The 21,932-nt window shown below is 68.0% G+C and carries 23 protein-coding genes and 1 tRNA gene; 14 read left to right on the forward strand and 10 right to left on the reverse strand.

Going from position 1 to position 21,932, the window contains the following annotated elements; genetic code table 11:
* Positions 1-36: 36 nt before the first annotated feature.
* Positions 37-113 (reverse strand) — tRNA-Arg (locus tag QE452_RS01775).
* A 61-nt stretch (positions 114-174) separates the two neighbouring features.
* Here QE452_RS01775 and QE452_RS01780 point away from each other — a divergent pair.
* Positions 175-894: a queuosine precursor transporter gene (locus tag QE452_RS01780; RefSeq protein ID WP_309658424.1), complete on the forward strand. Its 720-nt coding sequence runs from the start codon at positions 175-177 to the stop codon at positions 892-894.
* 49 nt (positions 895-943) lie between these two features.
* Here QE452_RS01780 and purQ read toward each other — a convergent pair whose 3' ends face one another.
* From purQ to purC, 3 genes are read right to left on the reverse strand one after another with little or no spacing between them, the layout of a single operon-like run.
* Positions 944-1,612, reverse strand: a complete 669-nt coding sequence (gene purQ, locus QE452_RS01785; protein ID WP_309658425.1) for a phosphoribosylformylglycinamidine synthase subunit PurQ — start codon at positions 1,610-1,612, stop codon at positions 944-946.
* The gene (gene purS / locus QE452_RS01790; RefSeq protein ID WP_309658426.1) at positions 1,609-1,839 is read right to left on the reverse strand and encodes a phosphoribosylformylglycinamidine synthase subunit PurS; all 231 of its coding nucleotides are present in this window, start codon (positions 1,837-1,839) and stop codon (positions 1,609-1,611) included. The genes purQ and purS overlap by 4 nt, the downstream gene beginning before the upstream one ends.
* A 13-nt stretch (positions 1,840-1,852) precedes the next feature.
* Entirely contained in the window at positions 1,853-2,632 is a 780-nt protein-coding gene (purC, locus tag QE452_RS01795) for a phosphoribosylaminoimidazolesuccinocarboxamide synthase (protein WP_125996261.1), read from the reverse strand.
* Positions 2,633-2,999: 367 nt separating this feature from the next.
* Here purC and QE452_RS01800 point away from each other — a divergent pair, with 367 nt between their 5' ends.
* From QE452_RS01800 to QE452_RS01815, 4 genes are all read left to right on the forward strand, one after another.
* Entirely contained in the window at positions 3,000-3,383 is a 384-nt protein-coding gene (locus tag QE452_RS01800; protein ID WP_309658427.1) for a hypothetical protein, read from the forward strand.
* 246 nt (positions 3,384-3,629) lie between these two features.
* Positions 3,630-4,013 carry a hypothetical protein gene (locus tag QE452_RS01805; RefSeq protein WP_125996263.1) on the forward strand — a complete coding sequence of 128 codons (384 nt, stop codon included), beginning with the start codon at positions 3,630-3,632 and terminating at the stop codon, positions 4,011-4,013.
* Between the two features lie 127 nt (positions 4,014-4,140).
* Positions 4,141-6,387 (forward strand): DNA topoisomerase IV subunit A, encoded by a 2,247-nt coding sequence (gene parC, locus QE452_RS01810; protein ID WP_309658428.1) that lies wholly within the window; start codon positions 4,141-4,143, stop codon positions 6,385-6,387.
* Between the two features lie 144 nt (positions 6,388-6,531).
* Positions 6,532-8,160, forward strand: coding sequence for a bifunctional diguanylate cyclase/phosphodiesterase (locus QE452_RS01815; RefSeq protein ID WP_309729525.1), 1,629 nt, complete (start codon positions 6,532-6,534; stop codon positions 8,158-8,160).
* On the opposite strand, the gene QE452_RS01820 is transcribed toward QE452_RS01815, so the two are convergent.
* The 4 genes from QE452_RS01820 to QE452_RS01835 are packed head-to-tail and all read right to left on the reverse strand — an operon-like array spanning position 8,091 to position 11,006.
* A complete protein-coding gene (locus tag QE452_RS01820) occupies positions 8,091-9,311 on the reverse strand; it encodes a CCA tRNA nucleotidyltransferase (protein WP_405052717.1) in 1,221 nt (406 codons plus the stop codon). The genes QE452_RS01815 and QE452_RS01820 overlap by 70 nt on opposite strands.
* Entirely contained in the window at positions 9,308-9,898 is a 591-nt protein-coding gene (locus QE452_RS01825; RefSeq protein WP_309658430.1) for a CoA pyrophosphatase, read from the reverse strand. Before QE452_RS01825 ends, QE452_RS01820 begins: the two co-directional genes overlap by 4 nt.
* Entirely contained in the window at positions 9,895-10,458 is a 564-nt protein-coding gene (locus QE452_RS01830; RefSeq protein WP_309658431.1) for a DUF1285 domain-containing protein, read from the reverse strand. The genes QE452_RS01825 and QE452_RS01830 overlap by 4 nt, the downstream gene beginning before the upstream one ends.
* A gap of 47 nt (positions 10,459-10,505) precedes the next feature.
* A complete protein-coding gene (locus QE452_RS01835) occupies positions 10,506-11,006 on the reverse strand; it encodes an N-acetyltransferase (protein WP_309658432.1) in 501 nt (166 codons plus the stop codon).
* Positions 11,007-11,131: 125 nt separating this feature from the next.
* Here QE452_RS01835 and QE452_RS01840 point away from each other — a divergent pair, with 125 nt between their 5' ends.
* Positions 11,132-11,788 carry a glutathione S-transferase family protein gene (locus QE452_RS01840; RefSeq protein WP_309658620.1) on the forward strand — a complete coding sequence of 219 codons (657 nt, stop codon included), beginning with the start codon at positions 11,132-11,134 and terminating at the stop codon, positions 11,786-11,788.
* A gap of 56 nt (positions 11,789-11,844) precedes the next feature.
* Positions 11,845-12,216 carry a dihydroneopterin aldolase gene (locus tag QE452_RS01845; protein ID WP_125996270.1) on the forward strand — a complete coding sequence of 124 codons (372 nt, stop codon included), beginning with the start codon at positions 11,845-11,847 and terminating at the stop codon, positions 12,214-12,216.
* A 27-nt stretch (positions 12,217-12,243) separates the two neighbouring features.
* Here the strand turns inward: QE452_RS01845 and QE452_RS01850 are convergent, their stop codons facing one another.
* Positions 12,244-12,789, reverse strand: coding sequence for a hypothetical protein (locus QE452_RS01850; RefSeq protein ID WP_309729528.1), 546 nt, complete (start codon positions 12,787-12,789; stop codon positions 12,244-12,246).
* 517 nt (positions 12,790-13,306) lie between these two features.
* Between QE452_RS01850 and QE452_RS01855 the strand changes: the two genes are divergently transcribed.
* From QE452_RS01855 to QE452_RS01875, 5 genes are all read left to right on the forward strand, one after another.
* Positions 13,307-13,987 carry a TonB family protein gene (locus QE452_RS01855; protein WP_125996272.1) on the forward strand — a complete coding sequence of 227 codons (681 nt, stop codon included), beginning with the start codon at positions 13,307-13,309 and terminating at the stop codon, positions 13,985-13,987.
* 53 nt (positions 13,988-14,040) lie between these two features.
* Positions 14,041-14,832 carry a MotA/TolQ/ExbB proton channel family protein gene (locus QE452_RS01860; RefSeq protein ID WP_125996273.1) on the forward strand — a complete coding sequence of 264 codons (792 nt, stop codon included), beginning with the start codon at positions 14,041-14,043 and terminating at the stop codon, positions 14,830-14,832.
* 93 nt (positions 14,833-14,925) lie between these two features.
* The gene (locus QE452_RS01865) at positions 14,926-15,405 is read left to right on the forward strand and encodes a biopolymer transporter ExbD (RefSeq protein ID WP_125996274.1); all 480 of its coding nucleotides are present in this window, start codon (positions 14,926-14,928) and stop codon (positions 15,403-15,405) included.
* A 36-nt stretch (positions 15,406-15,441) separates the two neighbouring features.
* Positions 15,442-15,861 (forward strand): biopolymer transporter ExbD, encoded by a 420-nt coding sequence (locus QE452_RS01870; RefSeq protein WP_309658434.1) that lies wholly within the window; start codon positions 15,442-15,444, stop codon positions 15,859-15,861.
* A gap of 804 nt (positions 15,862-16,665) precedes the next feature.
* On the forward strand, positions 16,666-17,013 hold the full coding sequence (locus tag QE452_RS01875) for a tetratricopeptide repeat protein (protein WP_309729531.1): 348 nt from the start codon (positions 16,666-16,668) through the stop codon (positions 17,011-17,013).
* A 611-nt stretch (positions 17,014-17,624) separates the two neighbouring features.
* Here QE452_RS01875 and QE452_RS01880 read toward each other — a convergent pair.
* Positions 17,625-20,255 (reverse strand): hypothetical protein, encoded by a 2,631-nt coding sequence (locus tag QE452_RS01880; protein WP_309658436.1) that lies wholly within the window; start codon positions 20,253-20,255, stop codon positions 17,625-17,627.
* A 96-nt stretch (positions 20,256-20,351) separates the two neighbouring features.
* Between QE452_RS01880 and QE452_RS01885 the strand changes: the two genes are divergently transcribed.
* Both QE452_RS01885 and QE452_RS01890 read left to right on the forward strand, forming a co-directional pair.
* Positions 20,352-20,645 (forward strand): Hpt domain-containing protein, encoded by a 294-nt coding sequence (locus tag QE452_RS01885; protein WP_309658437.1) that lies wholly within the window; start codon positions 20,352-20,354, stop codon positions 20,643-20,645.
* A gap of 52 nt (positions 20,646-20,697) precedes the next feature.
* Entirely contained in the window at positions 20,698-21,879 is a 1,182-nt protein-coding gene (locus tag QE452_RS01890) for a hypothetical protein (RefSeq protein WP_309658438.1), read from the forward strand.
* The last annotated feature ends 53 nt before the right edge of the window (positions 21,880-21,932 follow it).

A 21,932-nucleotide genomic window follows, 5' to 3' on the forward strand; every position in this document is an offset into this window, starting at 1 on the left:
ACACCCGGTGCCGCAGTGCCCGAAGCTGAACGGAAATGGCGCGCCCGGCTGGATTCGAACCAGCGACCACAAGCTTAGAAGGCTCGTGCTCTATCCATCTGAGCTACGGGCGCGCGACCGGGATGCTGTTAGCGCGGATTGTGTCGGGGTGGAACCGGGATCATAACGGCGGCCATGGATCAGGGGGCGAAAAGCGGCGGGGCGGCGTTCCGCTATTACGACTTGGTGATGGCGGCGTTCGTCGCCATCCTGTTGCTGTCGAACGTCATCGGCGCGGGCAAGGTGGCGGTGATCCATCTGCCGGTCCTGGGCGACTGGCCGTTCGGGGCCGGCATCCTGTTCTTCCCGCTCAGCTATGTGATCGGTGACGTGCTGACCGAGGTCTATGGCTATGCCCGTGCGCGGCGGGTGATCTGGGCGGGGACGGTCGCGGTGCTGTTCATGGCGTTCATGAGCTGGGTCGTCGTCGCGCTGCCGCCGGCGCCGAGCTGGACCAACCAGGCCGCCTATGAGGTGATCTTCGGGCAGGTGCCGCGCATCGTGCTGGCCAGCGTCTGCGCCTTCTGGGCCGGCGAATTCGTCAACGCCTATGTGATGGCGCGGATGAAGCTGTGGACCGAGGGGCGGCATCTCTGGACGCGGACGATCGGCTCGACCCTGGTCGGGCAGGGGGTCGACAGCCTGATCTTTTACCCGCTCGCCTTCTGGGGCGCGACCGGCTGGACGACCGATCTGGTCGTGACCGTGCTGTTTACCCAATGGGCGCTGAAGGTCGGATGGGAGGTGCTGCTGACCCCGGTCACCTATCTCGTGGTGGGGGCGCTCAAGCGCGCGGAGGGCGTCGATGTGTTCGACCGCGATACCGATTTCACGCCGTTCCGGGCGCGGGTGTGAGCGAATGGGGGGGGGCGGCCAGCCTGTCGCCGCCGCCCCGTCCGGAATGTCAGGCGCCGACCGCCTCGACCAGCCCTTCGAACAAACGGCGGCCGTCATCGCCGCCATGCGCGGTTTCGATCCGGCGCTCCGGATGCGGCATCATGCCGAGCACGTTGCCGCGATCGTTGAGCAGGCCGGCAATGCCCCGGGCCGAACCGTTGACCGGCTCGCCATAGCGGAAGGCGACCCGGCCTTCGCCTTCCAGCCGGTCGAGCGTCGCATCATCGGCGAAATAATTGCCGTCATGATGCGCCACCGGCACCCGGATCGTCTCGCCGGCGGCATAGCGGCGGGTGAAGGCGCTGTCGCCATTCTCCACGGTCAGCGCCACGTCGCGGCAGACGAAGTTGAGGCCGCCATTGCGCATCAGGGCGCCGGGCAGCAGCCCCGCCTCGGTCAGCACCTGGAAGCCGTTGCAGACGCCCAGCACCGGCAGACCCTTGCCCGCCGCCTCGACCACCGCGCGCATGATCGGCGAACGCGCCGCGATCGCGCCGGAGCGGAGATAGTCGCCATAGGAGAAGCCGCCGGGCACCGCGACCAGCGCCGTGCCGGCCGGCAATTCGCTCTCGCCGTGCCAGACCATCGCCGGGGCCGTGCCGGTCACCGCCTCCAGCGCCACCGCCAGGTCCCGGTCGCAATTCGAACCGGGGAAGACGAGGACCGCGGTCTTCACGCCTTCACCACCCGGTAATTCTCGATCACCGTGTTGGCGAGGAGCTGGCGGCACATCGCGTCGATCGCCGCGTCGTCGGTGTCGTCGGCGACCTCCATCTCGAAGACCTTGCCGGCGCGGACGTCGTCGACGCCGGCGAAGCCCAGGCTGCCGAGCGCATGATGGATGGCCCGGCCCTGCGGATCGAGCACGCCGGGCTTCAGGGTGACGAAAATCTGGAGCTTCACGAGACGGGAGTCCTTACTTGCCGCGGCGCTTGCGGTGGCTGTCGAGATCGAGCACCGCCGAATCCTCTCCCTCCGGGAGCAGGCCGAGCCGGCGCGCGACTTCCTGATAGGCCTCGGCCTCGCCGCCCAGGTCGCGGCGGAACCGGTCCTTGTCCATCTTCTCGTTGGTTTCCATGTCCCACAGACGGCAGCCATCGGGGCTGATCTCGTCCGCCAGGATGATCCGGCCGTAATCGTCGTCCCAGACCCGGCCGAATTCCAGCTTGAAGTCGACCAGGCGGATGCCGACGCCGGCGAACAGGCCGCAGAGAAAGTCGTTCACGCGGATCGCCAGGTCGGCGATGTCGTGCATCTCCTCCTGGCTCGCCCAGCCGAAGCAGGCGATATGCTCCTCGGAGACCATCGGGTCGCCGAGCGCATCGTCCTTGTAATAATATTCGATGATCGTGCGGGGCAGCTTGGTGCCTTCCTCGATCCCCAGCCGCTTCGACAGCGAGCCGGCGGCGACGTTGCGGACGACCACCTCGATCGGCACGATCTCGACCTGGCGAATCAACTGCTCGCGCATGTTGAGGCGGCGGATGAAGTGCGTCGGCACGCCGATATGGTCGAGCAGCGTGAAGACATGCTCGGAGATACGGTTGTTGAGCACGCCCTTGCCGTTGATCGTGCCCTTCTTCTGGGCATTGAAGGCGGTGGCATCGTCCTTGAAATACTGGATCAAGGTGCCCGGCTCCGGGCCCTCGTACAGGATCTTGGCCTTGCCTTCGTAGATCTGGCGGCGGCGAGCCATGCGGTTCCCCTGAAATAAGAACAGCCCCGGCACCCCAGTTGCGAGGCCCGAGGCGGGATGGGCGGCCTATAGGGGAAGGGCGGTCGCGGCGCAATGGAGCGATCGCGCCGGCCCGGTGCACTGTCGACGATCCGTGACCACGCCGCGTGGCGGCGGCGGCCGGCGCGTCCCGCGATCGGGGCCGGTTCGATGCGGCGGATCAAATAAACATTGTAGTACAAAGGGATGAATGATGTATCTGTGATGCACTATTGGCGGCGTATCATTTCAGTAACAAGTAGAGAATATGTCAAAAAGTTAATCCATGACAAAGTGAAACCATGAATAAAATCGCTGGTTGTTGCCCTGCTTGTAAAGGAGGCAGGATATGAACAAGTTGATGACCGTGTGTGCTGGTGCCGTGCTGTTGGCGACGGCGGGGGCGGCCTCGGCAAAGCCCTGGGTCGCGAGCCAGGCGCACCTCTCGCTCAATGACGGCGCGGCAAAGGCCTTTGTCTGGCTGGTGAAGAATGGTGACGCCTATCGCACGGTCACCTGCCGCGACACGGCCGACGTGCTGGCGACCTTCCAGCCCGAGGCAGTGGCCTTCGACATGACCCACAACAAGAAGGGCAAGCCCGTCGAGCAGGAGCAGGTCGCCGGCATCGAGACCTTCACGCCGGTAGCCTTCCAGAATTGCCAGGTCATGGGCGGCAATCAGTTCGTGAACCAGGTGGACAAGACGCTGGGCTGGGCACCGCCGGCACGCTGAGCCCGATCTCCCTTTCCATCTCCGTCCCGAAACGGCCGTGGCGACATCCGCCATGGCCGTTTTGCTGTCTGGCGGTTATGGGTAGAAAATCCATTGCCGACAGCAAGTTATATGCTGTGAGAGTTAAATTAAGTATCGATGATGTGTTCGATTCTATTACACAGTTATGAAGAAAACTTAACCTGTGAAAGTCGAAACCCAACCATAGAGACCGTCGTTATTGTCCTGCTTGCTAAGGAGGTAGACATGAACAAGCTGATGATCGGTTGTGTTGGTGCATCCCTGATGCTGGTGGCGGGCGCCGCGACGGCCCAGCCCTGGGTCGCGGAACAGGCCCGCATCCCGCTCAACAACGGCGCGGCGATGGAGGTCATCTCGCTGGTGAAGAACGGCCCGGTGGCCCGCACGGTCGCCTGCCGCGACACCGCCGATGTGCTGGCGACCTTCCGCCCCGAGGCGGTGGCCTTCGACGTCACTCACAACAAGAAGGGCAAGCCGGTCGACCAGGAGCAGGTCGCGGGCGTCGAGACCTTCACCCCGGTGGCGTTCCAGAACTGCCAGGTCACGGCCGGCAACCACATCCAGCCAGACGTCGATCACACGCTGGGCTGGGCCCCGCCGGTGAGCTGATCCGGGCCATCGCCCGGTCTCCGGTCTCTTCGACTACCGACACGGCCATGGCGGCATCCGCCATGGCCGTTCGCCGATGAGGGATGGCCCTGTGCAGGGGGCGGCTTTGACGCTATCAGGAGAACAGATGGCGACCGAACTGACCGACCCCGACACGCCGATCGGCGTTTTCGATGCTCCCTTCGACAGCGCGTTGAGCGAGCGTTACCTCGTCTATGCCCTGTCGACGATCACCGCGCGTTCGCTGCCGGACGTGCGCGACGGGCTGAAGCCGGTGCACCGCCGCCTGCTCTGGGCGATGCGGCTGCTCAAGCTCGACCCGACGCAAGGCTATAAGAAATGCGCGCGCGTCGTCGGCGACGTGATCGGCAAATATCACCCCCATGGTGACCAGTCGGTCTATGACGCGATGGTCCGCCTCGCCCAGACCTTCTCGCTGCGCTATCCGCTGGTCGACGGGCAGGGCAATTTCGGCAATATCGACGGCGATAACGCCGCCGCCTATCGCTATACCGAGGCGCGGCTGACCCAGGTCGCGATCGACCTGATGGACGGGCTGGACGAGGATGCCGTCGCCTATCGCCCGACCTATAATGGCGAGGAGCAGGAGCCGGAGCTGTTCCCGGGCCTGTTCCCCAATCTGCTCGCCAATGGCGCCAGCGGCATCGCGGTCGGCATGGCGACCAGCATCCCGCCGCACAATGCCGCCGAGCTGCTCGACGCGGCGGTCGCCCTGGTCGACGACCGGTCGGCCGATGTGCTCGGCTTCGTGCGCGGGCCGGATTTCCCGACCGGCGGCCTGGTGGTCGATCCGCCGGCGGTGATCGCCGAAAGCTACCGCACCGGGCGCGGCGCGTTCCGGGTGCGGGCGCGCTGGACGATCGAGCGGGAGAAAGGCGGCGGCTGGCAGGCGGTGGTCAGCGAGATCCCGTATGGCGTGCAGAAGGGCAAGCTGATCGAGCAGATCGCGTCGTTGATCAACGACAAGAAGCTGCCGATCCTGGCCGATGTCCGCGACGAATCGGACGAGGCGGTGCGGATCGTGCTGGAGCCGCGCGCGCGCACGGTCGACGCGCAGGTGATGATGGACGGGCTGTTCCGCCTGACCGACCTGGAGACGCGCGTCCCGCTCAACCTCAACGTGCTCGACAAGGAGCGCACGCCGCGGGTGATGAGCCTGGCCGAGGCGCTGGTGGCCTGGGTCGATCACCAGTTCGTCGTGCTCGACCGGCGCACGCGCCACCGGCTGGGCAAGATCGCCGACCGGATCGAGCTGCTCGATGGCTATCTGGTCGCCTATCTCAATCTCGACCGGGTGATCGAGATCATCCGTACCGAGGACGAGCCCAAGGCGGTGATGATCGCCGAATTCGGCCTGACCGATCGGCAGGCGGAGGCGATCCTCAACATGCGGCTGCGCTCGCTCCGCCGGCTGGAGGAGTTCGAGATCCGCAAGGAGCGCGACCAGCTCGACGCGGAACGGGTGACGCTGGAGGCGCTGCTCGCCGACCCCAAGAAGCAGAAGGCGCGGATGAAGCGCGACCTGAAGCGGATCCGCGACCGCTATGGACCGGAGACGTTGCTCGGCAAGCGCCGCACCGATGTGGAGGAGGCCGCGCCGACCCGCGACATCCCACTGGAGGCGATGATCGAGCGCGAGCCGATCACCGTCATCCTGTCGCAACGCGGCTGGATCCGCGCAATGAAGGGCCATAACGATCTGGCGGCGGCGGAGACGCTGAAGTTCAAGGAGGGTGATGGCCCCGCCTTCGCCTTCCACGCCCAGACCACCGACAAGCTGCTGCTCGCGGCCGAGAACGGGCGTTTCTACACGCTGGCGGCGGACAAGCTGCCGGGCGGGCGCGGCTTCGGCGAGCCGGTCCGCGCGATGATCGATCTCGACGGCAGCATCGGCGTGGTCGCGCTGCTGGCGGCGTCGGCGCAAGGCCGGCTGCTGGTCGCGGCGAGCGACGGGCGCGGCTTCATCGTCCCCGTCGCCGACACGATCGCGGAGACGCGCAAGGGCAAGACGATCGTCACCCCGCGCGCCGGCGCGGTGCTGAAGGTGGTGCGGCCGGTGGGGGCGGGCGATGATTATGTCGCGGCGATCGGCGACAATCGCAAGATGCTGGTCTTCCCGATCAATGAGCTGGTCGAGATGACGCGGGGGCAGGGGCTGCAGCTCCAGCGGTTCCGCGACGGCGGCCTGTCGGACGCGCGCACCTTCGTCTTCGCCGAGGGGCTCAGCTGGGTGATGGGCGGCGAGGGGCGGCGGGTCCGTACCGAAACCGACCTGTCGCTGTGGCGGGCGGCGCGCGGTGCGGCCGGGCGGATGCCGCCGACGGGCTTTCCGCGCGACAATCGCTTCGCGTGACGGGCGCGGCGCGGTCCTTGCCGGATATAGCCGGTGGCCCGCCAAATCCGGCTGGTATTTCAGTCCGTCTTAACTTGTGCTGACTATCAACGAGCCATGGCTACTGCGCCGCCCGAAGAATCATCCCCGGCCAAAAAGCCGACCATGTCGCTAGGCTTGATCGTCAGCGGACTCGATCTGATTCCGGTCCCGGCCGTGATCGTGGTTCGGGAAACCGGCACGCTGCGCTTTCCCGCCTTTAACCGCGCCTATCGGCTGGCGGGGCTGGGCGTGGTGGCGGAACGCTCGCCGCTGCTGGATGCGTTGGGCGACCTGATCCACGACGTGCTCGATCGGCAGGAAGCGCGGGCGGAATGCGACTGGACGATCGGGGAGGCGATCGACTGCCGTTACTATCGGGTGACGATCGCCCGTTCGACGCTGACCAAGAACGAGGCCTGCGTCATCACGCTGATCGACCAGACCTCGCAATATAACACCGAGCGCTCGCTGCGGCGCGAGATGACGACCGACAGCCTGACCGGCCTGCCCAATCGCGAGGGGTTCAGCGACATCGTCGAGGCGGCCGAGCAGCCGCGACAGGCGGTGATGGTGATCGACCTGGCGCGGTTCGGCCGGGTCAATGCCTGTCTGGGCGGCCTGGTCGGGGACGAGCTGCTGATCACGGTCGCGCGCCGCCTGCGCGGCGCCCTGCGCGCCAATGACGTGCTGGCCCGGATCGGCGGCAATGAATTCGCGATCCTGCTGACGATCGAGGAGGAGGATCACGAGGCGCACGACCTGGCCACGCGGGTGATGCGCACCCTGTCGACGCCGATCCGCCTGACCGATTTCGAGATCAGCGTCGATTGTTCGATCGGCATGGCCTTCACCGCTACCGATGCCCCGCGCGAGGAGCTGATCCGCCACGCGCAATTCGCCACCAAGCGCGCCAAGGGGACCGGGCGGATCGAGGCCTATCAGAACCAGGCCTTCGCCATCGCGCGCGAGCAGTTCGGCATGGAGACGGCCTTGCGCCGCGCGATCGAGCGCGGGCAGCTTCGCCTGGCCTATCAGCCGATCCGCAGCCTGGCGACGGGCGCGCTCTGCTCCTTCGAGGCGCTGGTCCGCTGGACCGACGAGGAGGGCGTCCACCGGATGCCAGACAGCTTCATCCCGGTCGCCGAGGAATCGGGGCTGATCGTCCCGCTCGGTCGCTGGGCGATCGACGAGGCGGCGCGGACGCTGGCGGAATGGGACCGGCTGATCCCCGGCAATATGGCGCGGATCGCGGTCAACCTGTCCGCCATCCAGTTGCAGCGCGACGCGATCGCCCCGGTGCTGCGCAATGCGCTCGACCGGTCGAACCTGACCGGCGATCGCTTCACGCTGGAATTGACCGAAAGCGCGATCGTCAGCGATCCCGATCGTATCACCGGCACCATGCACGCGCTCCGGGCACTGGGCGCGACACTGGCGATGGACGATTTCGGCACCGGCTACTCCAATCTCGCCTATCTCCAGAAGCTGCCGATCGACGTGCTGAAGATCGACCGCAGCTTCGTCACCGGGATGATCGCCGACCGCGACAAGATCGCGATCGTGCGCGCGATCCTCAGCCTGGCACAGGCGCTGGGGATGCAGACCACGGCCGAGGGGATCGAGACTCAGGAACTGGCGCAGACGCTGGCGGTGCTGGGCTGCACCTATGGCCAGGGTTATTTCTACGCGCGCCCGCTGGAGGCGCCGGCCGCGCTGGCGATGCTGGCGGAGGCGACCGAGTCCGCGATGTGATCGACGCGGGCGGCGTCGGGAAAGCCCTCCGCGATCCACTGCGTCTCGATCGCGCGGAGCGCTCGCGCCACGTCCGGCCCCTTGGCCAGCCCGCGTGCGACCAGCGCGCCGCCGCTGATCGGCAGGCGCGGCGGCGTCCAGCCGTCGAGCGGCGACGCGTCGGCATCGGCCAGCAGCAGCCGGTCGATCGCGCTCTCCACCCCGACCCGGTAGCCGAGCGCCAGCGGCCCCTCGTCGCCCGGCCCCATGCTGGCGGCGATCAGCCGCTTGCGCTGCGCGTTCGACAGCTTCAGCCGCGCGCCGATGACCTCCGCCTCCGCCGGTGGAGTGAGGGCAGCGAGGCGGCGGATCGGGTCGGGGGCGATGCCCGCCGCCGCCTCCCGCTCTGCCAGCAGGGCGAAGCGCTCGACCCCGGCCGCGTCGATCTCGGGCAGCATCGCGATCAGGATGCCCCGCGCGATCATCAGCCGCACGACCGGCACCGCCGCGCGCGCGACCAGCAGCTTGAGCAGTTCGGCGGCGATCCGCTCGCGCGACAGCGCCATCAGGTCGTTGGCCCGCGTGGCGCAGGCCTCCAGCCCAGCCGCGTCGATCGCATCGCCGAAGCGGGCATGGAAGCGGAAGAAGCGCAGGATGCGCAGATGATCCTCGGCGATACGCTGGAGCGGGTCGCCGATGAAGCGCACCCGCCGCGCCGCCAGATCGGCGAGGCCACCGAAATAGTCATGGACCCGGCCGCTGTTCGGATCGGCATAGAGCGCGTTGATCGTGAAGTCGCGCCGCGCTGCATCCTCGCGCCAGTCGTCGGTGAAGGCGACCAGGGCATGGCGGCCATCGGTCGACACGTCGCGGCGCAGCGTCGTCACCTCGACCGGATGGCCGTCGAGAATGGCGGTGACGGTGCCATGCGCTAGCCCGGTCGGCACCGCCCGGATGCCGGCGTCCTTCAATCGCGCCATCACCGTCTCCGGCGCGTGGCAGGTGGCGAGGTCGACATCGGCGACCGCGATCCCCAGCAGGCTGTCGCGCACCGCACCGCCGACGAACCGCGCTTCGCCGGCTTCTCCGCCCAAGATCGTCGCCAGCCGGTCGAGTCCGGGCAGCGACCGCCATTCCGCCGGCGGCAGACAGGTGTCGGTCGCGCCGCTCACAGGCTGGCCAGACGGTGCGACAGGTTGACGATCATCGCGGCGGTCGCCCCCCAGATGCGGCGGTCGTTCCATGGTATCTCGATATAATGGCGCTCCGCCCCCTGCCACCAGGCGCTGGCGCGGTGGTGATGGGCGGGATCGCGCAGGAAGGAAAACGGGACTTCGAAGACGCTGGCCACCTCCGCCTCGGCCGGAACCAGGGCGAGATCGGGCGGCACCACGCCGACGACGGGCGTGATATCGAAGCGGGTGCCGGTGCGATAGGGGTCGATCGCGCCGATCAGCTCGACCGAGGCCGGGGGCAGGGCGATCTCCTCCTCCGCCTCGCGCAGGGCGGCGGCGATCGCATCCTCGCCGGGGTCGAGCCGCCCGCCCGGAAAGGCGACCTGCCCGGCATGATGCCGCAGCGTGTCGGTCCGCTGGGTCAGCAGGATGCCCGGGTCCGGCCGGTCGGTGAAGGCGATCAGCACCGCTGCCGCCGTCAGGTCGGTCGCCGCGTGCCGGGCAAGGTCGGCATGGTCGCCGGCCAGCAAGGCCACATCCGACCGGGTGGCCAGCGCGGCGCGCAGCCGCTCGGCCAGCGTCATGCCGGCGTCAGCGGGAAGAAACAGCCGTCGCTCCATACGCCGGGCTCGGCATCGTCGCCCGCCAGCGCCCGCTCCGCCAGTTCATAATAGACTGGCCGCGCGACCAACGCCTCCAGCCCGGCACGGACATGCAGATAGGGGCGGGGGCCGTCCCCATCCTCGACGAAACGCAGGCCATGCGCCGGCCCGGCCACCACCAGTTCGCCGGTGTTGAGCTGGAAGGCGAGGCGGGAGTCGCGACCCTCGCCCTCCGCCTTCAGCGCGACGGCGACGAAGGGCGCGTCCTCCACCGCGACGGTCAGCTTCTCGACCGGCGTGACCAGCACATGGCTACCGTCCGGTTCGCGGCGCAGGATGGTGGCGAACAGCCGCACCATATCGGGCCGGGCGATCGGGCTGCCCTGGTGATACCAGGTGCCGTCGCGGGCGATCCGCATCTCCCCGTCGCCGCAATGCGCCGGGTTCCATTGCTCGACCGGCGGCAGTCGGCGCTCGGCCAGCAGGGTGGCGATCTGGGACAGGCTGAGCGAGGCGAGATCGGGGGGCGGCGGCATCGGCATGCCGGGGAGGTAGGGTGCGCGCGCATCCAGGTAAAGGCGTGGCGGCGTCAGGCCGATGGCCCCAGCATCCCCGCGACATCCGGCACCGCATCGCCGCGCGCCAGCAGGCGGCGCGGCTCGAACGGGCCGGGCAGCCGCCACTGGCCCGTGCGCGCGGCGGTGAAGCCGAAGAAGCGCTCATAATATTCCGGGTCGCCGATCAGCATCAGCGCCTCGCCCAGACCCTCGTTCGTGGCGGCGGCGAGCGCGGCCTCGGTCAGGCGGCGGCCGATGCCGCCCTGCTGCATGTCGGGGGCGACCGCCACTGGGCCGACCATCACCAGCGGCCAGCGCCTGCCCGCATCGTCGGTCAGCACCACCGGCCAGCACTGGATCGAGCCGACCAGCCGGTCGCCATCGATCGCGGCGAAGCCCAGCGCGCGCAGGGGCGAACCGCCGCCGCGCACCGTATAGGCGGTCCGCGCCCGTCGCTCCGGCCCGAAGGCCGCATCCAGCAGGTCTTCCACCGCGGCGTCCCGTTCGGGAGCCAGTGGCGCGATCTCGATCATCGGCCTCATATCCTTCGCCGCGCAGGATGGACCTGCGGCGGTCGGGCGCTGTAACGTCGCACCGCGCGAACACAAGCGCTGCCCGCGACACGCGATGGCCAAGGGGGAGGAATGACGTGGCGGTGATGCGGCTCTACGACAATGGCTGGGCGCCAAGCCCGCGTCGCGTGCGCCTGTATCTGGCGGAAAAGGGCGGCGGATTCTCCGAGACGATCGAGCGGGTGCCGGTCGATCTGCAACGGGGCGGCAATCTCGCCGCCGACTATCGCGCGATCAATCCGCGCGGCCTGGTGCCGGCCCTGGTGCTGCCGGACGGGCGGGTGATCGACGACTCCATCGCCATCTGCCGCTATTTCGAAGCCCTGCACCCCGATCCGCCGCTGTTCGGGCGGGACCCCTTCGCCATCGCCATAGTGGAGACCTGGCTGCGGCGGATCGAGGGCGAGGGCTATGCCGCCGCCGTCTATGCGCTGCGCAACGGTCATCCCGGCTTTGCGGGGCGGGCATTGCCCGGCCCATGGGCGGGGGAGGCGGCCTCGCCGCCCCAGCTTCCCGCATTGGTCGAGCGGGCGGAGGCGATGTGGGCCGGCTTCGTCGCCGCACTCGATACGCATCTGGCGGAGAGGGACTGGATCGCCGACCGCGACTATAGCATGGCCGATATCGCCGCGCTGGTCGCGGTCGATTTCGCCGCCCGGGCCCGCCTGCCCTTGCCGGAGGGGTGCGTGCATCTTCGCCGCTGGCACGCGGCGGCGACCGCGCGGCCATCAAGCGCCGCCTGACGGCGGCCTGCGCCAACCGGCTTCCCAGGACCGCCGCGTCTGGTAGAGGCAGGCGGATGGAAGACAGTCTCCAGCTTCAGGTGCACGATATCGAGGTCCAGGTGCTCACCGGCATCTATTCCGAGGAAACGCACCTTCCCCAGCCTTTGCGCATCTCCCTCACCGTCGATCTCGACTGTCCGCGCCGCTTCACGCCCGACACGCCGCTGACGGCGTCGAAGAACTATATGGACCTGAAGCACGCCGCGACCACGGCCTTGCCGCCGGGCGTGCACTTCACGCTGGTCGAGGCGGTGGCGGACCATATCTGCGAGACTTTGTTCCTGCAGGATGCGCGGGTCCGCCGGGTCGAGGTGAAGATCGTCAAGCTCGCCATCGCCGAGGCGGGCGAGGCGATCGGCATCACGCTGGTACGCCACCGCCGCTGACCGACGACGGAACGCCGGACGCCGCCATCAGGACGTCGGCCGGCAGGGGCCCAGCGCCTGGATCACATAGCGATAATCCGCCTGCGCCTGACCGGCATCGGCCGCCTCCAGCGCGCTGGTGCTGGCGGCCGGCAGTTCCGGCGGCAGCGAGCAGGCCAGGCGATACCAGAGCAACGTGTCCCGTTTCGGGGCGGCGGCGGCCTCGTCGACGATCTCGCCCAGCGCCACCGACCATTGCGGCTGCTCGCCCGGCCGCCGCAGCACCGATAGCGATACCGGGCGGTGGTCGGCGGTCTGTAGGAAGATCTGCGTCTCGCCTTCGCCCGGCAGCGAGCCGGCGACATAGAAGGCATTGCCGACGCCGGTGATCTGCGGTGGGGCATTGGGCGCGACGATCTCGGCGGCGACGCTGCGGGTGCGATCCTCCAGCGTCTGGCTCCAGGGTTGCTGTCCGTGCGGTCCGGCAAGCTGCACCTGATCCATGCTCCCGGCCACCGGCCGGGCGTAGAGGATCATCCGCTCCTTCTTGAGTCGCGGCGGCTTGCCACGCCAATCCAGCGGGGAATCAACCACATACCCGATTCGCGGGGGCAGTCCCTCACGACCTCTGATCAAAGTGTTAACATCCGATTCGACGTAGAATCGGACATGGTCGGGCGCGACGTCCGCCGCTTCCGCACCTTTGATACGGGTCGCCGAGCGGATCGTGACGGTAGCGATAACAGGTGCACTCAGGACCAGATCGGCCAAATCGGCATAGGGAAGGCCGGCAACGGCCCCGCCAGGAACCACCGAAATGGTGGTTTCCTGTGCCAAAACGGAAGCGGGCGCGACGAACAGTGCCATTGCGGCGACGGACCGAAATAGGAGTGTCATAGAAGTCGGTTACAGCAGTTCGGCTGAACAGCATAGAAACAACCGACGTGTTAACGTTTGTTCGTTTGTTGCGTCGACAAAGCGTTTGCGTGCCGCAGGGCACGGCGATAGGAATTAGGGAACTGCCAAGGGTCCCGGAGGGCATTGGCGGACGATCGGGGTCCGCCGCTACGGCCGCGGCGGCGTCGATGCAGTCAAGGAGTGTGATTGCTGAATGGCCTACACTGACCAGAAGATGAGTGGGAGCAAGGTCGTCGCGATCGTGATCGTCGCGCTGATTCACGCTCTTCTCGGCTATGCGTTCGTCACCGGCCTTGCGTACCAGTACGTCAAGAAGGTGACGGGTGACCTGAACACGTTCGACGTGGAGCCGCCACCGCCGCCGCCGCCGCCGGATGAACCGCCGCCGCCGCCGCCAGACACGCCGAGCCTGCCGCCGCCCCCGACCACGGTCGTGGTGCCGCCGCCGATCGTGCCTGTTCCGGTGCCTGCGCCGGCGATTAACACGTCGACCATCATCCCGCCGTCGCAGCCCACTGCGCCGCCGGCTCCGCCTGCACCGCCGGCTCCGCCCGCGCCGCCGGCTGCGCCCGTGGTCAGCAAGGCCGCCGGGGCCAAGGGTGATCCCTCGCAATGGGTGACGACGGACGATTATCCGCCGAGCTCGCTGCGCGCCGAGGAAGAGGGCACGACCGGCATCGCCTGGGACATCAATGCCCAGGGCCGCGTGGAGAACTGCCGTGTCACGTCGTCCAGCGGGTCCGCCGCGCTCGATCGCGCCGCCTGCGCCGCGATCACCCGTCGCGGTCGCTACCAGCCGGCACTCGACCAGAGCGGTAACCCGATCCGTTCGAGCTCGTCGCGTCGCGTGACGTGGAAGATCCCGCCGAGCTAAGCGGCTCGCGTCTGCCCAACACACACAAATGATTTAGCCAGAGGACAATCTAGATGCTCACCACCATTCTCGCCGCGGGCGGCGCGGCCGCCGCGCAGGGCGACAACCCGTACGGCCTCCAGCAGGCGCTCAAGGAAGGCGGTCTCATCTCGCAGACCGTTTTCGCGATCCTGGTGCTGATGTCGATCGTCTCGTTCTACATCCTGTTCTCGAAGCTGTTCGAGCAGCAGAAGCTGATCAACCAGGCCAAGCGCGTGCGCCAGGGCTTCTGGTCGTCGAACAGCCTCCGCGAGGGTTCGGCCAAGCTCGAGAAGAACTCGGCCTACAAGCAGATCGTCGACGACGGTCTGGCCGCGCAGGAGCAGCATTCGAAGCTGACCGATCCGGTCGAGGCGCATGACTGGCTGCACGGTTCGCTGGCGCGTTCGGAAGCCGCGATCAACTCGAAGCTGGGTGGCGGTCTCGCCTTCCTCGCGACGGTGGGTTCGGTGTCGCCGTTCATCGGTCTGTTCGGTACGGTTATCGGCATCTACCGCGCGCTGGTGAAGATCGGTGCGTCGGGTCAGGCGTCGATCGACAAGGTCGCGGGTCCGGTCGGCGAAGCGCTGATCATGACCGCACTCGGCCTGGTCGTCGCGGTTCCCGCGGTGCTCTCGTACAACTGGCTGCAGCGCCGCAACAAGTCGATCGCAGAGGACCTGTCGGCCTTCTCGAACGACGTGCTGGGCTTCCTGGCGTCGAACGGTGCGGTTCGCCCGACGCACGGCCCCGCCGCCGCCACCAAGGCGCCGGTGAAGCCGACCACGACGGCCGGCCAGACCGGTGGCGTGCCGCGCGCCAACTAAGACGCGAGAAAGACGGGGCGGCTGTCGTCGGCGGCCCCGTTTTCCTTCCACCGGCGGTTCCGGTGGCGATTACATGGATAGGATAGTTCGCACATGGCGATGAGTGTTGGTGGCGATTCCACCGAGAAATCGATATCGGACATCAACACGACGCCGCTGGTCGACGTCATGCTTGTGCTCCTGATCATTTTCCTGGTGACGACGACCGTCGCCGTCCAGGCAGTGCAGCTGAAGCTGCCGGATGTCCGTTTCGATCCGACGACGACCAAGCCCGAGAACGTCTTGCTGTCGGTGACGACCGCGCCCGATGGCGGCTGCGCGGTCTATTGGGGCCTGTCGCGCGTCACCTCGACCGAACTGCTCGATCGCGGTGTGGCCAAGCTGAAGGCCGAGATCGATCGCCAGGGCGGCCCCAATGCCGCCGGCCTCGAACTGCCCGAGGCGCATATCCGCGGTGACGTGAATGCCCCGTACAAGTGCATCGGCGGCACGATCTATACGATGCAGCGCGCCGGCTTCGCCCGCGTCGGCTTCATTTCCGAGCCGCCCGCCAGCGGCACCACTGATCGCTGATCGCTCGGACGTATTTAGGAGTAGCATGACATGGCAATGAGCGGCGGCAAAGAAGACGACGGCCCGATGATGGAAATGAACATGACGCCGCTGATCGACGTCCTGCTCGTTCTCCTCATCATGTTCATCATCACCATCCCGATCCAGACGCACGCGGTGAAGGTCGATCTTCCGCAGAACTCGAAGAGCCCGGCGAACCCGGTCGACGCGCAGAAGAACAAGATCACCATCGACGCGGCGGGCACGATCGCCTGGAACGGATCACCCGTGGACGAGGTGACGCTGCGTCAGTATCTCGACCAGTCGGCGGCGATGAACCCGGAGCCGGAACTCCACTTCCAGCCCGCGCCCGACGCACGCTACGAAGTGGTCGACAAGACGCTGGCCGTGATCAAGCGGTCCGCGATCACGAAGCTCGGCTTCATCGGCAACGAGCAGTATCGTAACGACTTCTGATCGTTCGATCCTGACCGGACGATGCAAGGCGGCCCTGCGGGGCCGCCTTTTTTGTTGGGTGCTGCCGGCCGTCGTCCGGGCCTCGGTGCGGCCCTTATGTAGTGCCGGGAATCTCCCGGCATCACTATCGAAGCTAGGTCCATCCGCTGGGATGAAGGCGAGGTCAGGCTTTGCGAGTATTGGTCGCTGACCGTCCTACGCGACCTGCGACTTGCCCATGCTTGGCCTTCGCCGACTTCCTCGCGGCGTAGTGCGACTATCTCTCCCGCCTGATTCCCATCGAAGGGCAGATCATCGGACCGCCACGTTCGCCGACAAACACCACGCACCGTCCCACGGCTGGTGAAGGACCTGTCACGCGAGTGGAGGTCGTGGGATAGATCGCCTGGAGCGGGATGCACAGGTCCGCCGTCGCCCGCATGCCTTGACGCGCACTCCGCAGCAGACGCTCGGTCCTGAGCGGGGTGCCCTACAGCCCGATGACATGACTTCGACTTGGGACCGTCACTGCGAGCGTAGCGAAGCAATCCAGAGCGTCACGCGCACGGCTATGGGTTGTTTTGCTGCGCTCGCAATGACGGCTTGGGTCGACCCGATGGCATCCTGATCTCGCAGCCATGTTTCCCACATCCGGCGGACTCAGAGCGCGTGTTCGTGCGAACTGGGGCCTGTCTGTCCACCAATGACACAGGCGGTTTGTCTCGGCTCGGCCCTTTCCCCCTTGCACTGGATTCACGGAAATGACACATCAGAGTCACAAAAGTGAAACATCGTGGTGATGGTCACACGATTGGGAGATGGATGATGCGCACGGTGCTGATGTCCTCAATTGGGCTCGCCCTGGTGGCGGCCCCTGCCATGGCGGCCGAGCGGACCGGCTATATGGCCATTGCGGCCGGCAATCTGAAAAAGGCGGAAGCGACGCTTTCGACAGCCCGCCAGACCGGCAATGCGACGCCCGAGGTGTTGCTCAACCTGGCGGCGGTGTACCAGCAGACCGGTCGTACGGCCGAGGCGCGGTCCCTCTACGCAGCGGTGCTCGACTCGCCGGACGTCCAGATGGACCTTGCGTCCGGCGCGACGGCTGGTTCGCATCAGGTGGCGCAGCGCGGTCTGAACCGTTTGACGCCGCTCGCGATCGCGACCCGCTGAACCCCGACCGCGGGGGCGCGATGGGGCGGGGGGCGCGTCGCTCCGAGCGATAGCCTGCCATCGCATGCGATAGCCTGCCATCGCATAGAGCGTGACCAAAGCTATCCGGTCAAAAGGATGGCCTTGGTCATGGCTCGCAATCAATCCCGGCGGCGGGAGCGGATGTTCGGCTCTACGTATCGTACGGGACCAGACTGTCTTGCTGATGCCGAGCCGATCGGCTCTTCCACCTTGGCATCGGTGTGACGGAGGCGCCTGGGCAAAACCGGACATCGTCGGCCATGCGTCAGCCAGACCTCCAGGCCTCCGCTAGGCTACATGCCAGCCGTCATCGCGTGATTGCCACGATCAGGGTGGCGAGCGCCTAAATTCGGGAAGCCGCACGGCCCGTGCTAGCGTTTCCCTCGCGATCTGAGTGGAGACGGACCCTCCGTCAAAGGTACCGGCAAACCGAGCCAATCCCCGCGCGTCAAAGGCTCACATCCCATGCAGGTGGCGGCGTCCCGCGACTCTCGCGGACCGATCGGTCGAGCCAGAATGCGGCGCTACCGCCTCAGCGTTCCTCGATAACCAGATCGTCGCCCAGCCCGTGCTCCGTGCCCGACGCCGGATCAGCGAAGCCGTTCGATCGCCTGCGCCAGCGCCACATAGAGCTTGCCCATGTCCGACGACAACAGGGTCACGCCGAGCGGTGATCCCTCCGCCTGCGCCAGGATCATGCGCAGCATCGCCTCGAAATCGTGGATGTAGCGGTTGACCTGGTCGCGGAACCCGGCGTCGCCATCGTACAGCTCGACCACGGCCGCCGCCTGGCTGGCGTCGAGCAGCCGCACTGCCCGGCGGGTGAAGACACCGCGATCCCCCTTGAGATAGGCGGCCCAGGCGCTATCGGCGATGTCCGGCGCGAAGGCGCGGGTGATGTCGATCGAGGCGGAGTTGAGCCGCTCGATCAGAGTCGCGACACGCCGCGTCAGCATGTCCTTTTCCGCCGTCTCGCGCTCCTGCCGTGCCTCGCCGATGCGAGTCTCCACCAGGGCCGACTGGGTGGCGATCGTGTCGACCTGGGCCGCCAGCCGCTCCGTGGCCTGGGTCGCGGCCTCGACTGCCATCCGGGTGGCGTCGGCAATGGCATCGACCTGTCGTACCACCGTGTCGCCGGTCGCCCGCCGCATCGCCTCGGTCGCCGCATCGCCCATGGTCGCGGCCGCCTGCGGGATCACCGCGGTCAGCGCCTCGCGGGCGCGTTCCGCCGCCAGTTCGGCCGTGTCGCGCACCCGCTCCAGCGCGTCGAGCAATTGCGGCGCGGCCTCGCCGGCAAAACGCTGGGTACGGTCCAGCGTCGCCGAGACGCTCTCGTCGAGCGCCGCCAGCTGATCGCGTCCCTGGCCCAGCGTCGCCGACAGTCCGGTGCCGAGTTCGTCGAGCGTCCGGCGCTGGGTGGCGATGACATCGGCGATCGACTCGATCGCGTCATGCGTGCTTTCCGCCGCGGTGACGAGCGCGAGCAGTTCCGGCTTGGCCTGGGCGACGACCGAGCGGCTCGCGCCGATCCGGCCATCGAGCCGGTCGAGCGCATCGGGCAGGGTTTCGTCGATCTCGCGCGCCGCCGCGTCCAGCGCGACCAACAGCGTCTCGGTGGTGCCGATCGTGCGCGTCGCCATCGCCTCGCCGGCCTTCAGCGCCTCGGTCATCGCATCGGCGGACCCGCCCAGCGCGCTGATCGAGGCGGCGAGCCGCTGCGAGCGTTGCTCGCCCTGATCCTGGAGCGCGGCCATACGCTGCTCGACCGACTCAATCGCGGCGTGCAGGCCCGCGATCATCGTATCGCCGGCCCCCGCCTGGCCCTCGAACCGTCCGGCGATATGATCAACCGCGCGGTCGATCGCCTCCAGCCGTTCGGCCAGCGCCTGGGTGCCGGCCTCCCCGATCACCTCCAGCGTGGCCCGAGCCTGTTCCAACCGGCCTTCGATCGCGTCGATCTGGCCGGCGAGCAAGGCTGCGCCGTCGCGGGCGCTCGTGTCCAGTGCGGCCTGGTGCGTGCCGAGCGTCGCCAGCAGCGCCTCGCCCTGCGTACCGAGCGCGCCATGCGCCTCGCGCAGCCGGGTGTCGACCCGATCGGCCTGTTGCTCCAGGCGTTCCACGCCGGCGCGGGCGGTGGCGTCGAGCGCCTCCTGGTGCGCGCGCAAGGTCGCGATCATCGTCTCGCCTTGCGCCTCCAGCGTGGCGCGGGCCTGATCCGCGGCATCGGCCATGGCCTGGGCCTGGCGGGCAATCGCGGCGGCGGTCTCGCGAGCGCCGCTATCGAGCTGGGCCTGGTGCGTCGCCAGGGCGGCGACCAGGGCCTCGCCCTCCGCGCCCAGGCCGGTGCGGGCCTGTTCGACCGACTGCTCGGTGCGGGCGATAAGCGCCTCCACCGTCGTCGCCATCGTCGCGCCGGCACGATCCAGGCGCAAGCCGACGCCGTCGCTGGCCTCTGAGATGCGGGCGATATTGGCGGCCAATCGCTCGGCGGCGGTGGTCGCCACCACATCCGCCTCATGCGCGCGGTCGGCCAGGGTGGAGAGCTGGGCATCGAGCGCGGCGACCTGCGCGGCGGCGGACAGGCCGGCCTGATCGATGCGACGGCCGATCTCCTCGCTGTCGGCGCGCGCGGTGGGGATGGCGGCGAGCAGCGCGGCGACCGAGGCATGCGCCATCTCGGCGGCATCGGCCAGGCGATGGGCATGGGCGTCGGCGCGCTCGATCTCGCCGGCGAGCGCGCGGCCGATCGTCTCCAGCCGGGTCGCGGCGGCATCGCCGGTATGGGCGAGCGCGGCGAGCTGGTCGTTCAGATGTGCGCGTTGCACGTCGATATGCTGCGACAGGGTGGCGATCCGGTCCTCCAGGGCCGCCGCCTCGGCGCGCATCGCCCGGGAAGTCTGGCCGAAGCGATGCGCCTCCGCCCGGCTGGTGCGTTGCGCCAGCAGCCAGACGATCCCGACCAGCGCCGGCACCACGCACAAGGCGGTGGCGATCTGTACCGCCTGGATCGGAGAAAGCGTCGTCAGCTGGTTACGCACCAGCCACAGGATCGCGGCATCGAGCAGCACGGCCGCCGCCAGGGCCGCCGGGCCGGTCCAGCCGCGAGTCGCGGTCGCCTGTTCCGGCTGCTCGACGACGAGTTCGAGCACCTCGGGCTGGCCGCGCGGTTCGTCCGGCCGTCGCGGCCAGAGGTCATGGCCTGAATCCACCGGCGCGCCCATCAACGATCCCCCATCATCGCCGTCCTGTACCATCTTTACCGGCTCGCGACACCCCGTCGCAATATCTCGTTAAGTGTCTGCGTTTACGGACAGACCATGGCTTATGATCCCGGAGCGATCGATGCGGCGCTGGCGGCGGCGGTGGGCGACGAGCCCGCGCTGATCGCGGAACTGCGCGGTGCGTTCCTCGACGGCGTGACGCGCGTGTGCACGCAATTGGAAGTGGCGGAGACGGTGGAGCAATGGCGCATGGCGGCGGCGCGGCTGCGCGGCCTGTCCGCCAGTTTCGGCGCGGTACGGCTGATGGGGCTGGCGGCGCTGGCGGCCGAGGCGCGGCCGGGCGATCCCGACCTGCTGGTCAAGATTCGGCGCGCCGTCGATCGGCTCTGAGTCGACCGGCCGCCTCTTGCATCCCACCGCCGGAGCCTTAACAGCCGGGGTCATGCTTGCCGGTCTACTCTTCGCACAACAGGATGCCGACGACCGGCCGGGACAGCTGACCGCCACGCTGCCGTTCGGCGGCGTCACGATCATCGAATATCAGGCGCGGCTGCTGATCGCAGCGGGCGCGGCGCAGCTGGTGGTGGTGGTCGGACGACTGACGCCCGAACTGCTCGGTGCGCTGGGCCGGATCGGCAAGCGCGGCATCGCCGTCGATGCGGTGCGATCGGCGGCCGAGGCATCGGCGAAGCTTCATCCGCTCGCGCGGATCGTCATGCTGGCCGATGGCCTGATCACGACGCAGGACGTGATCGATGGCTTCGCCGAGGAAGGCAGCGACGCGCTGCTCGTCGTGCCCGATGCGACCGCGCCGATCCGGTACGAGCGGCTGGGCGGCGGCACCGCCTGGGCGGGGGTCGCACGGCTGGATGCGCGCCGGATCGCTGATGTCGCCGCACTGCCCCGGGATTATGATCTGCAATCCACCGCGCTGCGGCTGGCCGACCAGGCGCGCGCCGCGCATGTGCCCCTGGCGGAGGCAATGCTGCGCGACGGCCATGGCATCGAACATAGCAGCGCCGCGCTGGCGGTGCGGGGCAAGGCGGTGCTGGCCGCCACGGTCGCCGATCGGCGCAACTGGTTCAACGCGATCGTGCTGGCGCCATTGGCCCGCGCGCTGGTGCCGCGCCTGATCGAACGGCGGGCGGGAACGGCCGGCATCGCCCTGGGCGGTGCGGGGCTGGGGGCGGTGGGGACGGCGCTGACGCTCGCGGGATCGACCCGTTCCGGTTTGATCGTGGCACTGGTCGGATGCCTGTTGCTGGGGCTGGGACGGACGCTGGCGATCCTGCGCGACGAGGCGGCGCTGGTGCGGGCGCAAACCATCGGCATCGCCGTCGTGCCGGCGCTGGCGACGGTCGCGCTCGGCCTGACTCTGGGCATGGCGCAGGGGCAGGCGGTCGGCCTGGTCGGCGCCCTGATGCTCTTGTATCTGGGCGGTTTGGGCGAACGCGCGATCCAGCGTTCGCGCCGCCGGCCCTGGTGGGGCGGCCCGCCCGCCTATCTGCTCTTGCTGGCCGGATCGACCCTAATTGGGACACCTCTCTCAGGTGTGGCGTTGACAGTCGCCTATGCCGCATCAACGCTGGCGGCTGCAGTGGAGGCCCTGCGCCGCCCTGCTTAAAACGTCATTAACTTCATTCCGGTTACTTATCAGCGACAATGTCGTCAGGTCCA

Origin of the sequence: Sphingomonas sp. SORGH_AS_0438, from assembly GCF_031453475.1 — a bacterium.
Lineage (GTDB): Bacteria > Pseudomonadota > Alphaproteobacteria > Sphingomonadales > Sphingomonadaceae > Sphingomonas.